Origin of the sequence: Pseudomonas sp. LFS074, from assembly GCF_047978165.1 — a bacterium.
GTDB classification, from domain to species: domain Bacteria; phylum Pseudomonadota; class Gammaproteobacteria; order Pseudomonadales; family Pseudomonadaceae; genus Aquipseudomonas; species Aquipseudomonas putida_P.
Window position 1 is genome coordinate 632,342 of the sequence record NZ_JBFPFV010000002.1, and the last position, 18,479, is coordinate 650,820.

An 18,479-nucleotide genomic window follows, 5' to 3' on the forward strand; every position below is an offset into this window, starting at 1 on the left:
GGAGCCATGAGGGAGGGCCACAGAGGCCCGCCAACAACACGACAAGACCGCCGGGCGCCGTAAGCCGCCCGCGTGGTCGATCTCGCCATAATAAAGATAATCGGGAGACCCCCAATGGCCTTGGACATCATTGTTGTAATGATCTACACCGCCGGCATGCTCGGGCTGGGCTGGTACGGCATGCGACGCGCGAAAACCCATGAAGACTACCTGGTAGCCGGGCGCAACCTCGGCCCGGTGCTGTACATGGGTACCATGGCCACCACCGTGCTCGGTGGCGCTTCTACCGTTGGCACTGTGCGCCTGGGCTACGTTCACGGCATTTCCGGTTTCTGGCTGTGCGCAGCCCTGGGCCTGGGCATCATCGCCATCAACCTGTTCCTGGCCAAACCGTTGCTGCGCCTGCGCATCTTCACCGTGACCCAGGTGCTTGAGCAACGCTACAACCCTACCGCACGTCAGGCCAGCGCCGTGATCATGCTGGCTTACGCGCTGATGATCGGCGTCACCTCGACCCTGGCCATGGCCACCGTATTGCAAGTGCTGCTGGACTTGCCGTTCTGGGCTTCGCTGCTGCTCGGCGGCGGTGTGGTGGTGCTGTATTCGACCATTGGCGGCATGTGGTCGCTGACCCTGACCGACATCGTCCAGTTCGTGATCAAGACCGTCGGCCTGATGTTCATCCTGCTGCCGGTGTGCCTGTACAAGGCCGGTGGCTGGGACACCCTGGTGGCCAAATTGCCAGCGGCCAGCTTCCAGCTGACCACCATTGGCTGGGACACCATCGTTACCTACTTCCTGATCTACTTCTTCGGCATTCTCATCGGCCAGGACATCTGGCAGCGTGTATTCACTGCTCGCGATGAAAAGGTCTGCCAGCGTGCCGGCACCGTCGCCGGTGTGTACTGTGTGGTGTACGGCCTGGCTTGCGCTGCCATCGGCATGGCGGCACATGTGCTGATGCCCGACCTGGCCAACCCGAACAACGCCTTTGCCGAGATGATCAAGAGCACCCTGCCCGATGGCATCCGTGGCCTGCTGATGGCCGCAGCACTGGCAGCCATGATGTCCACCGCCAGTGCCGGCCTGCTGGCCGCTTCGACCACTGTGACCGAAGACCTGCTGCCCAAGCTGCGTGGCGGCAAGCAATCGAGCCTGGGGCTCAGCCGCCTGTTCACCCTGCTCACCGGCCTGGTGGTGCTGGGCATCGCGCTGATGGTGAACGATGTGATCAACGCCCTGACCCTGGCCTACAACCTGCTGGTCGGCGGCATGCTGATCCCGCTGATCGGGGCAATCTTCTGGAAACGTGCGACCACTGCCGGTGCGATTGCCAGCATGTCGCTGGGCTTTGCCACTGCGCTGCTGTTCATGTTCAAGGACGGGCTGGAGGCCAATACACCGATCTACTACAGCCTGGCGATTGGCTTGGTGAGTTTTGTGGTGGTTAGCCTGATGTCGCGCAAACCAGTCGGTGCAGTGAATCTGGCCTGATAGGTATCGCCTGCACTGGCAATAGACAATCAGCAGACACTAAAAGGCCGCTGCACCCACCCAGGTGCAGCGGCCTTTGTCTTTAATCAGCGACGACGCGGTTGGCGCTTGCGCTGCTCTTCATCAGTCGGGATCGGCACCGGCTGCAAGGGTGGTGGAATCAGCCCCAAGGCGACCGCCAGGTCGTGGAGCCAGTTTGACAGTGGTTTATTCATAATGCCCCCTTGACGGGTCAACCTCACGGCGAATCAATCCTGCGATGCTTCATACAGATCATAGCCCGATGTCCTGTATTACGCATGCCTCTGCTCCTACAGATAAGGGCCATTTTGACGCGGATCAAGCCGTGGCGGCGCATTCCGACGACTGGCTAATCGTTTCGCTTTGTTGCAGGTCGATCCATGCCTGCAGATTAGCCCCGCGCATCCCTTGACGCCACATAAGCCAGGTAACCGCCTGGTCGAACGGCGCCTGCAGCGGGTGTACCCTCACCCGGTCGCGCCCGGGCAGGCTGTCGAGCATCGACTGGGCCATCATCGCCACACCCGCACCGGCGATTACACAGGCCAGCATGCTCTGGTACGACTCGATCTCCATCACCCGGCCCATCGGCGTATGGGCATGGGCATACCACGCCTCCAGACGCATGCGGTACGAGCAGCCCTGACGGAAGGTGAACACCGCCTTGCCTGCCACGTCCTTGGCAGTATGCACCGCCGGGTGCTCGGGGCTGGTGATCAGCACCAGTTGCTCATCGCACAGCGGCACGCCATCCAGCCCCGCCAGGTTCAGCGGCCCATCCACCAGAGCGGCATCCAGGCGGTGGCTGAGCAGGCCTTCGAGCAGCTCGCCGCTGGGTGCGGCGCGCACTTGCAGGTTCACTGCCGGGTATGCCTGGTGATAACGCGCCAGCAATGCCGGCAGATGGGTCGCCGCCGTGCTGTACATGGTCCCAAGCACGAAGTCCCCGGCCGGCTCACCGCCTCGCACGGCAGCCAGCGCCTCGTCGCGCAGGGCCGACATGCGGTGGGCATAGTCCAGAAGCACCTTGCCCGCAGGCGACAGCTGCAAACGCTGGCGTTCGCGCAGGAACAGCTCGACACCCAGTTGCTCCTCAAGCTGGCGCAAACGTGTCGAGAGGTTCGATGGCACCCGGTGCAAGCGTTCGGCGGCACGGGTGACCGAGCCTTCCTCGGCTACGGCTTGAAAGATACGCAGTTGGCTGAACTCCACAGCATTCTCCAAAACAGAACAACTTGATCATCATTATTCAATTTTATTGAAAATGAAATCGCCCTAACCTGCCAACCATCGCTTACATCCGTGCAGGAGACCTGTCATGTCGCCACTCATTCAACTGCTGGCCAGCGCCGTGGCGCTGATGATGGCCATGGGCATCGGCCGTTTCGCCCTCACCCCGCAATTGCCACAACTGATTGCCGAAGGCCAGTTCGACCTGACAGTCGCAGGGCTGGTGGCGGCGGCCAACTACCTGGGCTATTTCATAGGCGCGGTGGACGCCATGTTCGCTCGCTCGCCAGGCCAGGTGCGTCTGCGCCTGCATGGCGGGCTGTGGTTGTGCGTGCTGTTGACACTGGCCTCTTGGGCTGCCGAAGGCTTCTGGGGCCACCTGCTGCTGCGCTTTGGCACCGGCGTGGCCAGTGCCTGGGTGCTGGTGATGATCACCAGCCTCAGCCAACAGGTGGCCAATGCCCACAACCGCCAACGGCTAGGTGCCCTGGTGTTTGCAGGGCCCGGCCTGGGCATCGCCGTGACGGGGCTGTTGGCACTGGTGGCGCATCTGTTGGGGCTGGGCTCGGCAGCACTGTGGCTGATCTATGCCGTGGCTGCACTGGTGATGCTGCTGGCCGTGCGGCCCTGGCTGCCACGGTCGCTGCAAGCCGCGCCAGCTCCGTCGCCAGAGCAGCAAGGCCCGACCCGCAGCGGCGGCATTGGCCGCCTGGGGCTGGTGTATGCACTGTATGGCGTGGGTTACATCCTGCCGGCCACCTTCCTGTCACAGATGGCCAATCAGCAATTTCGCGGGCAGTGGCTGGCCGACCTGTTCTGGCCGGCGTTCGGCCTGGCGGCGGCGCTGGGTGTGCTGTTGGTGAGCCTGCGCCGTGGCAGTAGCACCGCGCGCTGGCTCGCGGCCACCCTGTGGTTGCAAGGGCTGGGCGTGCTGGCCTGCCTGATGGGCGGAGGCATCGGGTTGGCGCTGGGTGTAGTGCTGTGCGGCGGGCCATTCCTGGCCTGCATGCAATTGGTGATGCAGCGCTCGCGGGAGCTGGCACCACATGCCACCCAGCGCAATGCCGGGCTGCTGACCGCGTGCTTTGCCCTGGGGCAGTTGAGCGGGCCGTTGCTGGCGGCGCTCAGCAGCCATTACAGCGGCGGGCTACAGCCGGCGCTGATGCTGGCTGCAGCCGGGTTGGTAGTGGCCGGGGGGCTAGTGCGAATGGCCCGTACTAGCCTACAAACCGCCGCAACTGCTGCTTAACCCAAGGCTCGGCACTCACCAGAATCACCCCCAGCAGCACCATCAACGCCCCAACCACAAAATTCACGCTCAGTGGCTCATCGAGCAGCAATACACCAAACGTCACCCCGAACAGCGGGGTAATGAACGAAAACACCGCCAAGTTCGACGCCAGGTATTTGCGCAGCAACCAGAACCAGGTGAGATAGCTGATGAACGACACCACAATCCCTTGGAACAGCACGCTGCCCATCGCCAGCGGCGTCAGCGACACCGCGCCGATCTGCCCGCTGAGCAGGGCAATCAACAGCAGCCCGGCAAAACCGACCGCCAACTGATAGAACAGGGTCAAGGTGGCTGGCGCCTCCGAAAGCCGTGAACAGCGCACCACCACCGTGGTCGCGCCCCAGGCCAGCCCGGCGATCACGCCAAACGCATCACCCAACAGGGTACGGCCATCCATGTGTTCGAACGACATGCCACCGGCAAAGGCCATGGCGATACCACCGAAGGCCAGCAAAATGCCCACCCACTGCAGCAGCCGCAGGCGTTCGCTGGGTAGCCGAAAATGCAGGCCCAATGCGGTAAATACGGGCGCGGTATAGAGGAACACCGACATATGCGCCGCCGAAGTCAGTTTCAGGCCCTCGGCAATGAACAGGAACTCCACGCCGAACAGCCCGCCTGCCACCAGCCCGGCGCGCCAGGTGCTGCCGACCTGCTCCCAACCGCCACGCCAGCACAGCATCAGGCCCACCAGCACGGCAGCGATACCGTTGCGCAGCGCAGCCTGCATCACCGGGGCGATGTCGACAGCAGCGGTCTTGATCAGCACCTGCTGGCAACCCCAGATCAGGCACAGCCCCAGCATCACCTGGAATGCAAAGGCGTCTGGGTTCTTGCGGACCGCGCTCATAAGCGGGCCTCTGGGGTCGTCGTGGGCATGGGCAAGGCTCGGCAGCGTTCAGAAGCTACCGATTATCGGGTTTCCAGCGCCGCACTTGCCAGCCTTAAAACGACATCAAGCAATCTGTGCCTTCGCAGATACCCGTTCGAACGTCGCTTCGTCCAAGGCATCTTCCTGCTCATCCAGCACTTGGCGCGGGTGCTCGAAGCCGGGGATGCTGCTGTCGATCAGGCTCATCAAGCGCGAACCGCGTTCGGTCAGCACGAAGTTTTCTCCATTGCCGCCGTCGTCTTCGTGCCGGCTCTCGATAAAGCCACGCTCGAACAGCAGCTTTTCATACTCGCAGGCGCGGGTTTTCAGGTGGTCCAAGTCGCCCAGTGGCTCACCCTTGGCGGCCAGCGCTGCGGCATGCTGCTCGGCATAAGGGCGGGGCGTGAAGCTGTGACCGGCGCCATTCTGCACTTCGTGCAGCAAGCGTTCGATCAGGTCCCAGTCGTAGGCGATGCTCATGTTGATGGGCTCCTGCTGTAGACGGAAGGGGTACACAGGTTGGGACCTGCCGGTGAGGACGGTGTTCCGAAAAATGAACGCTGGAAGAAATGCCATTGCTAGAAGCCGCTTAGGCGGCAACAGGCAGAAACCATTTGCTGACTTGCCGCCTGTAGTTTATAAACTACATTCACTCGATGAAGAAAATCGAATCCAGCAGTTTCAGACATTGGGTGACCGGCCTGCGGGACAGCAGCGCCAGAGCCCGCATCATTTCTCGGATCAACCGGTTAATGGAGGGTTTACCTGGCGACGTATCTCCGGTTGGCCATGGCGTCAGTGAACTCAGGATTCACTACGGGCCTGGCTACCGGGTGTACTTCCATCAGACGGGCAACACTTTCGTCATTCTGTTATGTAGTGGCGACAAAAGCAGCCAACAGCGTGACATCAAGGCAGCCCACCAGATTCTGCGTTCGTGGAGGATGCAAAATGACTGAAACCTTTTCCGAATTCGACCCCGCCGAGTACCTCACAACGCCCGAAGCAATCGCGCAGTTCATGACCGACGCACTTGAGACTGGCGATGCCGGCTATGTTGCCAAAGCGGTTGGCGTGGTGGCCCGTGCAAAGGGCATGAGCGAACTGGCCAAAGAAACTGGCCTGTCTCGCGAACAGCTCTACCGCTCTTTCAGCGAGCACGGCAACCCGACCCTGAAGTCGTTCCTGACCGTAATGAAGGCATTAGGCATAGACATGACGGCGCGCCCCCACCTTGCTGGCTGAGTGACTGTTTCCGCCATCGGTCGTTAACGCTGAACTACCACGCCCCTTTAGCCCTCCACCGCGCATAGCCACCGCTGGAGGTAGAAAGGATGAAACCGCTACTGCCCATTGCCTGCGCCACAGCCCTGCTCTGCGCCCTGCCCGCCTGGGCCTGCACACCGGAAGAAGCAACGCAAAAACGTGAAGAGCTTGCCGGGTTGGTCACGCAATTGACCGAACAAAACCCGCAGAAGGCCAAGGAGATCAATGACGAGCTTCAGGGGATGGATTTGGAGACGGCGAGCAAGGACTTGCCCGACAAGTGTCAGCTGATCGATCAGCGGATCAAGGAATTGAAAACGGCAGAGAAGAAGGCCGATTAGTGGCCGCCTGCGCCCCTCTCGCAGGCAAACCCGCCCCCACAGGAACAACACAGCCATCAGAACCCGTGATGTTCTTGTGGGAGCTGGCTTGCCCGCGAAGAAGCCAGTACACCTACTGAAATTTACTCGGCAGCAGGCTTACGCTTCTTGAGCGGCGCCAGGCCATCAGCGCTGGCCAGCGGTGCGTTGGCCCTCGGCTTGGCGGTTGGCTTGCGCTTGGCGGCAGCCTTCTTGTCACCGGTCTTCTTGTCAACTTTCTTCTTCTTGGCCCCAACAGCCTTGCCCGAAGCCTTGACCTTCTTCGGCCCGCTGTAAGTGCCCTTCACTTCCTTGATCACCCGGCGCTCGAACTGCTGCTTGAGGTAGCGCTCGATGCTCGACATCAGGTTCCAGTCGTTGTGGGTGATCAGCGAGATCGCCAGGCCTTCACCACCGGCACGGCCAGTGCGGCCCACACGGTGTACGTACTCGTCACCGCTGCGTGGCATGTCGAAGTTGATCACCAGGTCCAGGCCGTCGATGTCCAGGCCACGGGCTGCCACGTCGGTGGCTACCAGTACCTTGGAGCTGCCCTGTTTGAAGCGCTCGATGGCCAACTTGCGGTCCTTCTGGTCTTTCTCGCCATGCAGCACGAAGGCTTTCACGTCCTTGGCCACCAGGTGACCGTAGATGCGGTCGGCCATGGCGCGGGTGTTGGTGAAGATAATCGCCTTGTCGAAGGTTTCGTTGGCCAGCAGCCACTGGGCGATCTGCTCTTTGTGCTGGTCGTGGTCGGCGGTGATGATCTGCTGGCGGGTGCCTTCGGCCAGTTGCGAAACACTGTTGAGCATCAGGTGCTCAGGGTCTTTCAGCACTTTGCCGATGATGTCGCGCAGGGCCGCGCCACCGGTAGTGGCGGAGAACAGCAGGGTCTGCTCGCGGTTCTCGCACTCCTTGCACAGGCGCTCCATGTCTTCGGCAAAGCCCATGTCGAGCATGCGGTCGGCTTCGTCGAGGATCAGCACCTTCACATGGGACAGGTCGAGGTTGCCGGCATTCAGTTGCTCAAGCAGGCGGCCCGGGGTGCCGATCAGCACGTCCGGCACTTTGCGCAGCATGGCGGCCTGTTCCTTGAAGTCTTCGCCGCCGGTGACCAGGCCCGACTTGATGTAGGTGAACTGCGAGAACAGCTGTACCTGCTTGAGGGTTTGCTGGGCCAGTTCGCGGGTCGGCAGCAGGATCAGCGCGCGGATTTCGACACGCGGGCCGCTCAGGTCGACCAGACGGTTGAGCAGCGGCAGCACGAAAGCCGCGGTCTTGCCGCTGCCGGTCTGCGCGGTCACGCGCAGGTCACGCCCTTGCAGGGCCAGGGGGATGGCCGCGGCCTGCACCGGGGTTGGCTCGACAAATTTAAGCTCGGCCACGGCTTTAAGCAGGCGTTCATGCAGGGCGAATTGGGAGAACACGGAGGTAACCTCAGGCAAGTGCGGGAAATTCAGTTGCATAGGGTAACGTTTTCTGCCGCCTTAGCCGAATTTCTTTTGGCAACTTTGTCGCCATCCGCGCTCTAATGATGCTTCGTTTCGCAACAAGACTGTACGCAAGCCCATGGATATACAAAGAATCTGGCGTGACTCCCTCGACCTGTGGGGCACCCTCGACCAACATCCCATGTTGCACGCTGCCATCGGCTTGGCGGTGTTGCTGCTGATTTCTCTGGTGGTCGGCCGCCTGGCGCGCTTCCTCATGCTGCACGGCGCGCGCCTGCTGGCCCGCCAGCCAGCGCTGAAGTGGCTGGACGACCTGCGCCACAACAAGGTGTTCCACCGCCTGGCGCAAACCACCCCGTCGCTGGTACTGCAGTTCGGCCTGAAGCTGGTGCCGGAGCTGTCCGACACCGCCCAGCACTTCCTCGGCAATGTCGCCCTGGCGTTTACCCTGCTGTTCATGACCATGGCGCTGTCGTGCCTGCTGGATGCCCTGCTCGACATCTATGCTCGCACCGAACACGCCCGCACCCGCTCGATCAAGGGCTACGTGCAACTGGCCAAGATGATGTTGTGGATCTTCGCCTCGATCGTCATCGTCGCCACCCTGATCGACCGTTCGCCGTTGCTGCTGCTGTCGGGTCTGGGTGCCATGTCGGCGGTGCTGCTGTTGGTGTACAAGGACACCCTGCTGTCGTTCGTCGCCAGCGTGCAGTTGACCAGCAACGACATGCTGCATGTGGGTGACTGGATCGAAATGCCGCAGGTAGGTGCCGATGGTGACGTGGTGGATATCACCCTGCACACGGTGAAGGTGCAGAACTTCGACAAGACCATCGTTTCCATCCCCACCTGGCGCCTGATGAGCGAGTCGTTCCGCAACTATCGCGGCATGCAGCAATCCGGGGGCCGGCGAATCAAACGCAGCCTGTTCATCGATGCCGCCGGCGTGCGCTTCCTTACCCGCGAAGAGGAACAGCGCCTGAGCCAGGTTCAGTTGCTTGGCGATTACCTGGCAGGCAAGCGCCAGGAGCTGCAGAACTGGAACGAAGCCCTGGGGCCTGTCGCCGAGCTGTCGGCCAATCGCCGCAAGCTGACCAACATCGGCACCTTCCGCGCGTTTGCCCTGGCTTACCTGAAGAACCACCCCAACGTTCACCCGAACATGACCTGCATGGTGCGGCAGATGCAGACCACCGCCGAAGGCGTGCCGCTGGAAATCTACTGCTTCACCACCACCACGGCATGGGCGGAGTATGAGCGGATCCAGGGGGATATCTTCGACTACCTGCTGGCGGTGTTGCCAGAGTTCGGCTTGAGCCTGTATCAGCAGCCGAGCGGCAATGACATGCGGGTGGGGTTGAGCGGGCGTTTGGCGCAAGAGCCTGTCCAGCATCGCCTGGAACAGCTGAGCGAAGCTTGAGATTACCGGGGCTGCACTAGAAGTCCACCTTGCCCCTGCCCGCCTTGACAGTGCTCCGCCTGGCTTTCCCTTCAAGGCGGCGGGTCTTCGAGCCGAGGGTGGGCTTGGTGGGGCGGCGTTTCTTCTCGGTCTTGGTGGCCGCGATGATCAACTCGGCAAGACGCGCCAGGGCGTCAGCGCGGTTTTGGTCCTGGGTGCGGTACTGTTGGGCCTTGATGATCAACACGCCGTCGCCGGTGATGCGATTGTCACGCAGCGCCAACAGCCGTTCCTTGTAGAACTCGGGCAGTGACGAGGCCGGAATGTCGAAGCGCAGGTGCACGGCGCTGGACACCTTGTTGACATTCTGCCCACCCGCGCCTTGCGCACGGATGTAGGTCAGTTCGATGTCGGCATCCGGCAGATGCACATTGTTGGAGATGGTCAGCATGATAAGGCCCCTGTGATTGCCCCCATTATCACAGCCTGCGCCGCGCGGCCATAGTACAGCAGCCGCTACCCCGCATACCCCAGCAGGTACAGCAACCCGGTCAAGGTCACCAGCGACGCCACCGTCGACAGCAGGATCGTGCGCGAAATCAGCCCCGCCTCACGGTTGTAATACTCCGCCAGCATGAACGGGCCGGTCCCGGTCGGCAGCGCTGCCAGCAGCACCGCCGAAGCCGCCCACATGCTCGGCAGGCTGAACACCTTGTACGCCAGCACCCAGGTCAGCGCCGGCTGCCCCACCAGTTTCATGACCACCAGCGGCCATGGGCTGGCCTGCGCACCTGGGCGCTTTTCGGCCAGGAAGGCGCCCAACGACACCAGCGCGCACGGCGTGGTCGCCAACGCCAGCATGTCGAGAAAATGCATCACCGGCTCTGCCAATCCCCAGCCAGACACCGCCCAGGCCGCCCCCGCCAATGGCGAGATCACCAACGGATTCTTCGCCAGCGCCTTGCCAACCACCACGATGGCGCGGCCGATTTGCCGTTCTTCCTGCAGCCCGACCTCGATCAGCGTCAGGGAAATGGCAAACACCAGGCACACCACGATCAAAGAGGAGATCAGCGCCGGCTGCAAGCCCGCCTGGCCGAACAGCAGCAGGCACAACGGGATGCCTATATAGCCGGTGTTGGCATACCCGGCACTGAGCCCGTCGATGCTCGACGCCACCAGGCCATGGCCACTGGTCAAGCGCCACAGCAAGGTGATTACGAACATGGCCAGGGCCCCCGCGACGAAGGCTGCGATGAACCCCGGGTGCCAGATCTCGCTCCAGGTGGCAGTGGCCGTCACCTTGAACAGCAACGCCGGCAGGCACAGCCAGACCACCATCTTGTTGATTTCGGCGGCGGCCTTGTCGCCCAGCTTGTTGGTTTTGCGGCACAAGTAGCCGACCAGAATCAAGGCGAAAATCGGTGCGACGATGACGAAGATGGTGTGCATGTCAGGCCTTGCCGGCCATCGGCGCCTGCGCACGGCCACCCAGGCGGCTCAGCCACACCGACGCCAGGATGATCCCGCCGCCGATGAACAGCCGCCCCAGCGGCTCGTGCTGGTTCCAGATCAGCAGGTTCAGCAGCAGCCCGACCGGCACATGCAGGTTGTTCATCACCGCCAGTGTGCCGCCAGAAACCAGGCATGCGCCCTTGTTCCACCAGTACAGCCCCAGCGCGGTCGGGCACAGGCCCAGGAACAGCAGCACCAGCCATTGCACATCGGTGCTCGGCAGGTGTTGCGTGTTGCCGAACAACAAAAAGGCCGGTAGCACCACCAGCAAGGCGCCGAGGTAGAAATAGCCAAAGCGGGCGTAGTGCGGTAGGTCGCTGGGGTAGCGCGCAACCAGGTGGCGGTACAGCACCTGGCCGGCGGCATAGGTGAAGTTGGCCAGCTGCAGCAACAGGAAGCCGATGAAGAACTCGCCGCTGATGCTGTCGAAGCGGATCACCCCGGCGCCCGCCACCGCAACCAGCGCGGCCAGCAGCGCCCAAGGGTTGAAGCGCCGGTTCATGGCGTCTTCGATCAGGGTCACATGCAACGGCGTGAGAATGGTGAACAGCAGCACCTCTGGCACCGTGAGCACGCGGAAACTCAGGTACAGGCAGACGTAGGTGATGCCGTACTGCAGCGCGCCGATCAGCAGCATCGAGCGCATGAAGCGCGGCTCGACCTGGCGCCAGCGGGTCAGCGGCAGGAACACGAGGCCCGCCAACAGTACCCGTGCGAGCACAGCGAAGTAGCTGTCGACGTGCCCGGCCAGGTACTCGCCGATCAGGCTGAAGGAAAACGCCTGGATCAGCGCGACGATTATCAGGTAGCCCATGGTTGCCTCTCGTGAATCAAGGCCGCGACCTTAGCGGGTTGCGGCAAATGAGTTCAACCATGAGGAATGTAGGGGCTGCACTGGCCTGCACAAAATGCCGGGCAAAAAAAAACCGGCCATGCAGGCCGGGCAGATACACCCAAAGGAGCAACAACAGGTGTCAGGGTTGGGAATTCAGTGAATCTCAGGCTACCGCCGCCAGCTTGGCCTTGGCCTGGTTGAGGCCCTTCTCGTGGAATTCGCCGCTCATGTTCAGGCCTTCGGCATGGATGAAGTCGACATCATGAATACCGATGAAGGCCATCACCTGGCGCAGGTACGGTTCCTGGTGGTCGCTGCTGGCACCGGCATGGATACCGCCGCGGGCAGTCAGGACGATGGCGCGCTTGCCGGTCAGCAGGCCTTGTGGGCCAGTAGGCGTGTACTTGAAGGTGATGCCGGCGCGCAGCACATGGTCCAACCAGGCCTTGAGGGTGCTGGGGATGGTGAAGTTGTACATCGGTGCGGCCATCACCAGCACGTCGGCTGCCAGCAACTCATCAGTCAATTCGTTGGATCGGGCCAGGGCATCCAATTCGGCGGCGCTGCGCTGTTCTTCGGGTTTCATCCAGCCACCCAGCAGGTTGGCATCCAGATGCGGCACCGGGTTGACCGCCAGGTCGCGCACCGTGATCTGATCGGCCGGGTGAGCAGCCTGCCATTGCTGGATGAAATCAGCGGTCAGCTGACGGGAAACGGAATCCTGCTGGCGGGCGCTGCTTTCGATGATCAGTACGCGGGACATGGGGTGCCTCCATCGGCAAATAGGGTTGCGATTCGATGGAGGTGAGATTAAGGCTTGACCTATCGATAAAAAAGCGTAAAAAGTGGGTTCAATCAATCGATTAATCAGTTTGTTCCGCGCTGCAGCTCAAGGCGATCCGCAGCTTGATGATCTGCCGATTGAATTTGGCGGTGACATCGACGCTTTTACCGGCCGGTACGTTCACCCGTCGCACGCGCGGTGCCTCCGGGCCATTGCGAAAGGTCACCTTGCACGCCGCCGGGACCTGCCCATAGTTGTTGAGGGTGATGGCGCCGATGTCGTAGGCCGTGTCATAGGCGGTGTAGTCGAGCTTGACCCCGGTCAGCTCTTTCTCCACATCGATGGGGTACGCCATGGCCGCGAGGGGCAGGCACATAAGTATTGCCGCACAACATTTCTTCATCGGCCGCTCTCCTTGAAAGAGCGCAGCTTAGGACAACAGGAGCGAAAGATGAAAGCGCCGCGCGTAACCCTAGACCAGTGGCGAACCCTGCAAGCAGTGGTCGATCACGGCGGGTTTGCCCAGGCCGCCGAGGCGTTGCACCGCTCGCAGTCCTCGGTCAGCTACACCGTGGCCCGCATGCAAGAGCAACTGGGTGTGCCGCTGTTGCGCATCGATGGCCGCAAGGCGGTGCTGACCGAGGCCGGCAATGTGCTGCTGCGCCGCTCGCGCCACCTGGTCAAGCAGGCCAGCCAGCTCGAAGACCTTGCCCACCACATGGAACAGGGCTGGGAAGCCGAAGTGCGCCTGGTGGTCGATGCCGCCTACCCCAGTGCCCGCCTGGTGCGCGCGCTGGCCGCATTCATGCCACAGAGCCGCGGCTGCCGGGTGCGCCTGCGTGAAGAAGTGCTGTCTGGCGTAGAAGAAGTGATGCACGAAGGCATCGCCGACCTGGCCATCAGCAGTTACAGCATCGGCGGCTACCTGGGCGCCGAACTGAGCGCGGTCGAGTTTGTCGCCGTCGCTCACCCCGAACACAGCCTGCACCGCCTGGGCCGCGAACTGACCTTCCAGGACCTGGAAAGCCAACTGCAGGTGGTGATCCGCGACTCCGGCCGCGCCCAGCCACGCGACGTCGGCTGGCTGGGTGCCGAACAACGCTGGACCGTCGGCAGCCTGGGCACCGCTGCCACCTTCGTCAGCAGCGGCCTGGGCTTTGCCTGGCTGCCCCGGCACATGATCGAGCGTGAACTGCGCGAAGGCGTGCTCAAGCCTTTACCGCTAGATCAGGGTGGCAGCCGTCACCCGCTGTTCTACCTTTATTCGAGCAAAGAGAAGACCCTGGGCCCGGCTACGCAGATTCTCATCGACCTGCTGCGCAATTTCGACACCGCGCCACTGGACGTGCCCTTCGCAGCCCCCCCACAAGCTTGAGAGGACCGCGCCCATGGCCTATTTCGAACACGAAGGATGCGCACTGCATTACGAGGAATATGGCCAGGGCGAACCCCTGGTGTTGCTGCACGGTCTGGGCTCAAGCTGCCAGGACTGGGAGTTGCAGGTGCCGGCGCTCAGCCGCCACTACCGGGTAATCCTCATGGACATCCGTGGCCACGGCCGTTCCGACAAACCCCGCGACGGTTACCAGATCGCCACCTTCAGTGCCGACCTGCTGGCCTTGCTCGAACACCTGCACACAGGCCCCGTACACTTCGTCGGCCTGTCCATGGGTGGCATGATCGGCTTCCAGTTTGCCGTCGACCACCCGCAATGGCTGCGCAGCTTGTGCATCGTCAACAGTGCCCCCGAAGTCAAGCGCCGCACCCGCAGTGACTGGGTATGGTGGTTCAAGCGCTGGGGCCTGGCGCGTGTCCTGAGTGTCGAAACCGTTGGCAAGGGCCTGGCCGAGCGGCTGTTCCCCAAGCCCCGACAAGCAAACCTGCGGCAGACGATGGCCCAGCGCTGGGCACGCAATGACAAACGCGCCTACCTCAAGAGTTTCGACGCCATTGTCGACTGGGGCGTGCAGGAACGCATCGGGCAGATCCACTGTCCTACCCTGGTCATCGCCGCCGACCACGATTACACCCCGATACAACTGAAAGAACGCTACGTCGCCCTTATGCCCAATGCCAGGCTGGTCGTCGTCGACGATTCCCGGCACGCTACACCCCTCGATCAACCCGAGGTCTTCAACCAGACCCTGCTGCAGTTCCTCGCAGCCGCCTCCACCTCTCAAGGATCTTTGAGCCCATGCTGAAAAAACTCCTGCTCACCGCCTGTTCGGTCGCCTTCGCCACCAGCGTCATGGCCTCTGACAAGACCCCGCACGTTCTGCTGGACACCAGCTTCGGCCAGGTCGAAATCGAGCTGAACGCCGAGAAGGCACCGGTCAGCACGAAGAATTTCCTGCAGTACGTCGACAGCGGTTTCTACAACAACACGATTTTCCACCGGGTGATCCCGGGCTTCATGGTGCAGGGCGGCGGCTTCACTGACCAGATGGTGCAGAAGAACACCAACGACCCGATCAAGAACGAAGCCAGCAATGGCCTGCTGAACACCCGTGGCACCCTGTCGATGGCGCGCACCTCGGACCCGAACTCCGCCACCAGCCAGTTCTTCATCAACGTGGCCGACAACGATTTCCTCAACCCAGGGCGTGACCGTGGCTACGCCGTATTCGGCAAGGTGACCAAGGGCATGGAAGTGGTCGACCAGATCGTCAATTCGCCGACCACCATCAAGAAAGGCATGCGCGATGTACCGGCGGACCCGGTGTACATCAAGTCGGCCAAACGCATCGACTGACCGCAGGCTTCACAGGGACGTGAAACCGCCTGAGGGCAGGATGGAACAGGAGTGCCGTTACCCATGCTGTACCGCCGTTTCGAGCAACTGATCGACATTTTTCGCGAAGCCCCCAGCGAGTCACCGCCGACTACCGTGTGGCCGTTCTACCTGTATTACCTGCGCCAGGTGTGGCCTAGCTTCCTGGCCCTGCTGGTGGTCGGCCTGTTCGCCTCGCTGATCGAGGTGGCGATGTTCAGCTACCTCAGCCGCATCATCGACCTGGCCCAGGGCACGCCCAATGCCAACTTCTTCAGCGAGCACAGTGGCGAGCTGATCTGGATGCTGGTGGTGATCCTGCTGCTGCGGCCGGTGTTTTTCGGCCTGCACGACCTGCTGGTGCACCAGACCATCAACCCCGGCATGACCAGCCTGATCCGCTGGCAAAACCACACCTACGTGCTCAAGCAGAGCCTGAACTTCTTCCAAAGCGACTTTGCCGGGCGCATCGCCCAGCGCATCATGCAGACCGGCAACTCCCTGCGCGACTCCGCTGTGCAGGCCGTGGACGCGCTGTGGCACGTGCTGATCTACGCCATCACCTCGCTGGTGCTGTTCGCCGAGGCCGACTGGCGCCTGATGCTGCCGCTGCTGCTGTGGATCGTCGGCTACATCGCCGCGCTCTTCTACTTCGTGCCAAGGGTCAAGGAACGCTCGGTGATCTCCTCCGACGCCCGTTCCAAGCTGATGGGGCGCATCGTCGATGGCTACACCAACATCGCCACCCTGAAGCTGTTCGCCCACACCGATTACGAACAGCAATACGCACGCGAAGCGATCCGCGAACAGACCGAAAAAACCCAGCTTGCATCGCGCGTGGTCACCAGCATGGACGTGGTCATCACCACCCTCAATGGCCTGCTGGTGGTCACCACCACGGGGCTTGCGCTGTGGCTGTGGAGCCAATCAATGATCACGGTCGGCGCCATCGCCCTGGCCACCGGCCTGGTGATCCGTATCGTCAACATGTCGGGCTGGATCATGTGGGTGGTCAACGGCATCTTCGAGAACATCGGCATGGTCCAGGACGGCCTGCAGACCATCGCCCAGCCAGTCACGGTCACCGACCTGCCCAATGCGCCGGCACTCAAGGTCAGCCGAGGCGCGGTGCGATTCGAGGACGTCGATTTCCACTACGGCAAAGCCGCCTACGTTATCGAAGGGCTTGACCTGAACATTCGCCCAGGCGAGAAAATCGGCTTGATCGGCCCGTCCGGGGCGGGCAAGTCGACCCTGGTCAACCTGCTGCTGCGCCTGTACGACGTGCAGGGTGGGCGCATCCTCATCGATGGCCAGGACATTGCCCAAGTGAGCCAGGCCAGCCTGCGCGCACAAATTGGCATGATCACCCAGGACACCTCGTTGCTGCACCGCTCGATCCGCGACAACCTGCTATATGGCCGCCCCGGCGCCAGCGAGGCCGAGTTGCTCGAAGCCGTGCGTCGTGCCCGCGCCGACGAGTTCATCCCGCAGCTGTCGGACGCCCAGGGGCGCACCGGCTTCGATGCCCATGTAGGTGAACGCGGGGTCAAGTTGTCGGGTGGCCAGCGCCAGCGCATCGCCATCGCCCGGGTGCTGTTGAAGAATGCGCCGATCCTGATCATGGACGAAGCCACGTCGGCGCTGGACTCGGAAGTGGAGGCAGCGATTCAGGAAAGCCTGGAGACGCTGATGCAGGGCAAGACAGTGATTGCCATCGCCCACCGGCTGTCGACCATTGCCCGCATGGATAGGCTGGTGGTGCTGGACAAGGGGCGGATTGTCGAAAGTGGCAGCCACAGTGAGCTACTGGAGCAACAAGGCTTGTATGCCCGCTTGTGGCACCACCAGACCGGGGGCTTTGTCGGGGTCGATTAGGCTCCCACAGGATGGGTGACAGCCTGAAACAACTCAGTCCCGACGATAGGGCAACATCTCCCTGGCCTCCTCGGCATACCCCTTCACCCCTTCCCGCTCCTGCTGCAGAAATTCCTCCACCGCCCGCCGTAGTCCTGGGTGCAGCAGGTAGTGCCAGGAGCGCGTCAACACCGGCTCGAACCCGCGAATCAGCTTGTGCTCACCCTGTGCCCCGGCATCGAAACGCTGATAGCCCTCGGCAATGGCAAAGTCCATGCCCTGGTAGAAACACGTCTCGAAATGCAGCCGGTCGAACTCATCCAGGCAGCCCCAGTAACGGCCGAACAGGCTGTCGCCACCTACCAGGCTCAAGGCCATCGCCACATCACGCCCGCCCTGGCGCGCCATTACCACACGCACGGCCTCGGGCATGCGCTCGGCCAGCAGGCTGAAAAAATCGCGGGTGAGGTAAGGTGCACGGCGGCGCACCGCATAGGTGTTGGCATAACACAGGAAGACGAAATCCCACTGCGCCTCGTCCAGCTCATCGCCGCGGTACCAGCGAAAGTCGATGCCCTGCCCCGCCACCTGCTCGCGCTCCTTGCGCATCTGTTTGCGCTTGCGTGAGCTGAGGCTGTCGAGAAAGTCCTGGAAGTCGCGATACCCTCTGTTTTGCCAGTGAAACTGGCAACCCAGGCGTTCCATCCAGCCAGGCAAGCCAGCCAGCTGCGCATCCAGTGCCGGGTCGGTGAAATTGATGTGCGCACCGGATAGCCCGCCCTTGCCCAGATACTCCGGCAGGGCCTGCAGCATCAGCAAGCCGTCAGCCGGGTCAGCCGCCAGCAGGCGTGGCCCGCTGACCGGGCTGAACGGCACCGCGCCGAGCAACTTGGGGTAGTAGGCGATGCCGGCCCGCTCACAGGCATCGGCCCAGCCATGATCGAACACGTACTCGCCAAACGAGTGCCACTTGCGGTACGCCGGCAACAGCGCCCTTACCTGCCCGTCACGCTCCAGCACCAGGTGCTCGGCGGCCCAGCCGGTGTTGCGCGCCACGCTGCCGCTGTCCTCCATGGCACTGAGAAATGCATGGCGCAGGAACGGTTGACCGGCTGGCACCAGGGCATCCCAGGTGGTCGCCGGAAGATCACGTAAATGGGCAAGGCTGTACAGGCTGGTCACGGTTTCGGCTCGCTGTCTGAAGGCCTTCAGTATCCCCAAGGAATGCCCGCCACTCAAATGACGATCGCCAGGCTGATCCTTTTATTCTCAATTACTTAACAACAGTGCCACTAATTAGACATTAATCTGTCATTGCCCCCCGCAATACTTG

At 62.1% G+C, this 18,479-nt stretch carries 21 protein-coding genes; 10 read left to right on the top strand and 11 right to left on the bottom strand.

Annotation, left to right across the window (positions count from 1 at the left end; genetic code table 11):
- The first annotated feature begins 114 nt into the window (after window positions 1–114).
- Window positions 115–1,494 (top strand): sodium:solute symporter, encoded by a 1,380-nt coding sequence (locus ACNQP3_RS21050; protein ID WP_012273605.1) that lies wholly within the window; start codon window positions 115–117, stop codon window positions 1,492–1,494.
- An 86-nt stretch (window positions 1,495–1,580) separates the two neighbouring features.
- On the opposite strand, the gene ACNQP3_RS21055 is transcribed toward ACNQP3_RS21050, so the two are convergent.
- Window positions 1,581–1,709, bottom strand: coding sequence for a PA1414 family protein (locus tag ACNQP3_RS21055; protein ID WP_009683677.1), 129 nt, complete (start codon window positions 1,707–1,709; stop codon window positions 1,581–1,583).
- Between the two features lie 124 nt (window positions 1,710–1,833).
- Complete coding sequence (gene ptrR, locus ACNQP3_RS21060) at window positions 1,834–2,727, bottom strand: putrescine utilization regulator PtrR (protein WP_012273606.1); 894 nt, start codon at window positions 2,725–2,727, stop codon at window positions 1,834–1,836.
- Window positions 2,728–2,833: 106 nt separating this feature from the next.
- On the opposite strand from ptrR, the gene ACNQP3_RS21065 reads away from it, so the two are divergent.
- Window positions 2,834–3,994, top strand: a complete 1,161-nt coding sequence (locus tag ACNQP3_RS21065) for an MFS transporter (RefSeq protein ID WP_060515451.1) — start codon at window positions 2,834–2,836, stop codon at window positions 3,992–3,994.
- Here ACNQP3_RS21065 and ACNQP3_RS21070 read toward each other — a convergent pair.
- A complete protein-coding gene (locus tag ACNQP3_RS21070) occupies window positions 3,963–4,889 on the bottom strand; it encodes a DMT family transporter (RefSeq protein ID WP_012273608.1) in 927 nt (308 codons plus the stop codon). The two genes, ACNQP3_RS21065 and ACNQP3_RS21070, sit on opposite strands and share 32 nt — an antisense overlap.
- Window positions 4,890–4,994: 105 nt before the next feature.
- Window positions 4,995–5,390: a hypothetical protein gene (locus ACNQP3_RS21075; protein WP_012273609.1), complete on the bottom strand. Its 396-nt coding sequence runs from the start codon at window positions 5,388–5,390 to the stop codon at window positions 4,995–4,997.
- A 176-nt stretch (window positions 5,391–5,566) separates the two neighbouring features.
- Here ACNQP3_RS21075 and ACNQP3_RS21080 point away from each other — a divergent pair, with 176 nt between their 5' ends.
- The 3 genes from ACNQP3_RS21080 (at window position 5,567) to ACNQP3_RS21090 (ending at window position 6,517) form a co-directional block, all read left to right on the top strand.
- Window positions 5,567–5,869 carry a type II toxin-antitoxin system RelE/ParE family toxin gene (locus ACNQP3_RS21080; RefSeq protein WP_264316450.1) on the top strand — a complete coding sequence of 101 codons (303 nt, stop codon included), beginning with the start codon at window positions 5,567–5,569 and terminating at the stop codon, window positions 5,867–5,869.
- Window positions 5,862–6,155, top strand: coding sequence for an addiction module antidote protein (locus ACNQP3_RS21085; RefSeq protein WP_012273611.1), 294 nt, complete (start codon window positions 5,862–5,864; stop codon window positions 6,153–6,155). The genes ACNQP3_RS21080 and ACNQP3_RS21085 overlap by 8 nt, the downstream gene beginning before the upstream one ends.
- Window positions 6,156–6,244: 89 nt before the next feature.
- Window positions 6,245–6,517, top strand: a complete 273-nt coding sequence (locus ACNQP3_RS21090) for a hypothetical protein (protein WP_012273612.1) — start codon at window positions 6,245–6,247, stop codon at window positions 6,515–6,517.
- Window positions 6,518–6,639: 122 nt separating this feature from the next.
- Here the strand turns inward: ACNQP3_RS21090 and ACNQP3_RS21095 are convergent, their stop codons facing one another.
- Window positions 6,640–8,001 (bottom strand): DEAD/DEAH box helicase, encoded by a 1,362-nt coding sequence (locus tag ACNQP3_RS21095; RefSeq protein WP_069943273.1) that lies wholly within the window; start codon window positions 7,999–8,001, stop codon window positions 6,640–6,642.
- Between the two features lie 103 nt (window positions 8,002–8,104).
- On the opposite strand from ACNQP3_RS21095, the gene ACNQP3_RS21100 reads away from it, so the two are divergent.
- On the top strand, window positions 8,105–9,406 hold the full coding sequence (locus tag ACNQP3_RS21100; protein ID WP_012273614.1) for a mechanosensitive ion channel family protein: 1,302 nt from the start codon (window positions 8,105–8,107) through the stop codon (window positions 9,404–9,406).
- A 16-nt stretch (window positions 9,407–9,422) separates the two neighbouring features.
- Here ACNQP3_RS21100 and arfB read toward each other — a convergent pair whose 3' ends face one another.
- The 5 genes from arfB to ACNQP3_RS21125 form a co-directional block, all read right to left on the bottom strand.
- Window positions 9,423–9,836: an alternative ribosome rescue aminoacyl-tRNA hydrolase ArfB gene (gene arfB, locus ACNQP3_RS21105; protein WP_264316451.1), complete on the bottom strand. Its 414-nt coding sequence runs from the start codon at window positions 9,834–9,836 to the stop codon at window positions 9,423–9,425.
- A 65-nt stretch (window positions 9,837–9,901) separates the two neighbouring features.
- Entirely contained in the window at window positions 9,902–10,837 is a 936-nt protein-coding gene (locus tag ACNQP3_RS21110; protein WP_264316452.1) for an AEC family transporter, read from the bottom strand.
- Between the two features lies 1 nt (window position 10,838).
- Window positions 10,839–11,714 carry a carboxylate/amino acid/amine transporter gene (locus tag ACNQP3_RS21115; RefSeq protein ID WP_012273617.1) on the bottom strand — a complete coding sequence of 292 codons (876 nt, stop codon included), beginning with the start codon at window positions 11,712–11,714 and terminating at the stop codon, window positions 10,839–10,841.
- Between the two features lie 184 nt (window positions 11,715–11,898).
- Window positions 11,899–12,498, bottom strand: coding sequence for an FMN-dependent NADH-azoreductase (locus tag ACNQP3_RS21120; protein WP_060492949.1), 600 nt, complete (start codon window positions 12,496–12,498; stop codon window positions 11,899–11,901).
- A gap of 100 nt (window positions 12,499–12,598) precedes the next feature.
- Entirely contained in the window at window positions 12,599–12,922 is a 324-nt protein-coding gene (locus ACNQP3_RS21125) for a hypothetical protein (RefSeq protein ID WP_012273619.1), read from the bottom strand.
- Between the two features lie 48 nt (window positions 12,923–12,970).
- Here ACNQP3_RS21125 and ACNQP3_RS21130 point away from each other — a divergent pair, with 48 nt between their 5' ends.
- From ACNQP3_RS21130 to ACNQP3_RS21145, 4 genes are all read left to right on the top strand, one after another.
- Window positions 12,971–13,894 (top strand): LysR family transcriptional regulator, encoded by a 924-nt coding sequence (locus ACNQP3_RS21130; protein WP_012273620.1) that lies wholly within the window; start codon window positions 12,971–12,973, stop codon window positions 13,892–13,894.
- Between the two features lie 13 nt (window positions 13,895–13,907).
- Window positions 13,908–14,720: an alpha/beta fold hydrolase gene (locus ACNQP3_RS21135; protein ID WP_060492950.1), complete on the top strand. Its 813-nt coding sequence runs from the start codon at window positions 13,908–13,910 to the stop codon at window positions 14,718–14,720.
- Window positions 14,714–15,271 (top strand): peptidylprolyl isomerase A, encoded by a 558-nt coding sequence (locus ACNQP3_RS21140; protein ID WP_012273622.1) that lies wholly within the window; start codon window positions 14,714–14,716, stop codon window positions 15,269–15,271. Before ACNQP3_RS21135 ends, ACNQP3_RS21140 begins: the two co-directional genes overlap by 7 nt.
- Window positions 15,272–15,334: 63 nt before the next feature.
- Window positions 15,335–17,167, top strand: coding sequence for an ABC transporter ATP-binding protein (locus ACNQP3_RS21145; protein ID WP_012273623.1), 1,833 nt, complete (start codon window positions 15,335–15,337; stop codon window positions 17,165–17,167).
- A 33-nt stretch (window positions 17,168–17,200) separates the two neighbouring features.
- Here ACNQP3_RS21145 and ACNQP3_RS21150 read toward each other — a convergent pair whose 3' ends face one another.
- The gene (locus tag ACNQP3_RS21150) at window positions 17,201–18,328 is read right to left on the bottom strand and encodes a GNAT family N-acetyltransferase (protein WP_060492956.1); all 1,128 of its coding nucleotides are present in this window, start codon (window positions 18,326–18,328) and stop codon (window positions 17,201–17,203) included.
- Between the last annotated feature and the right edge of the window lie 151 nt (window positions 18,329–18,479).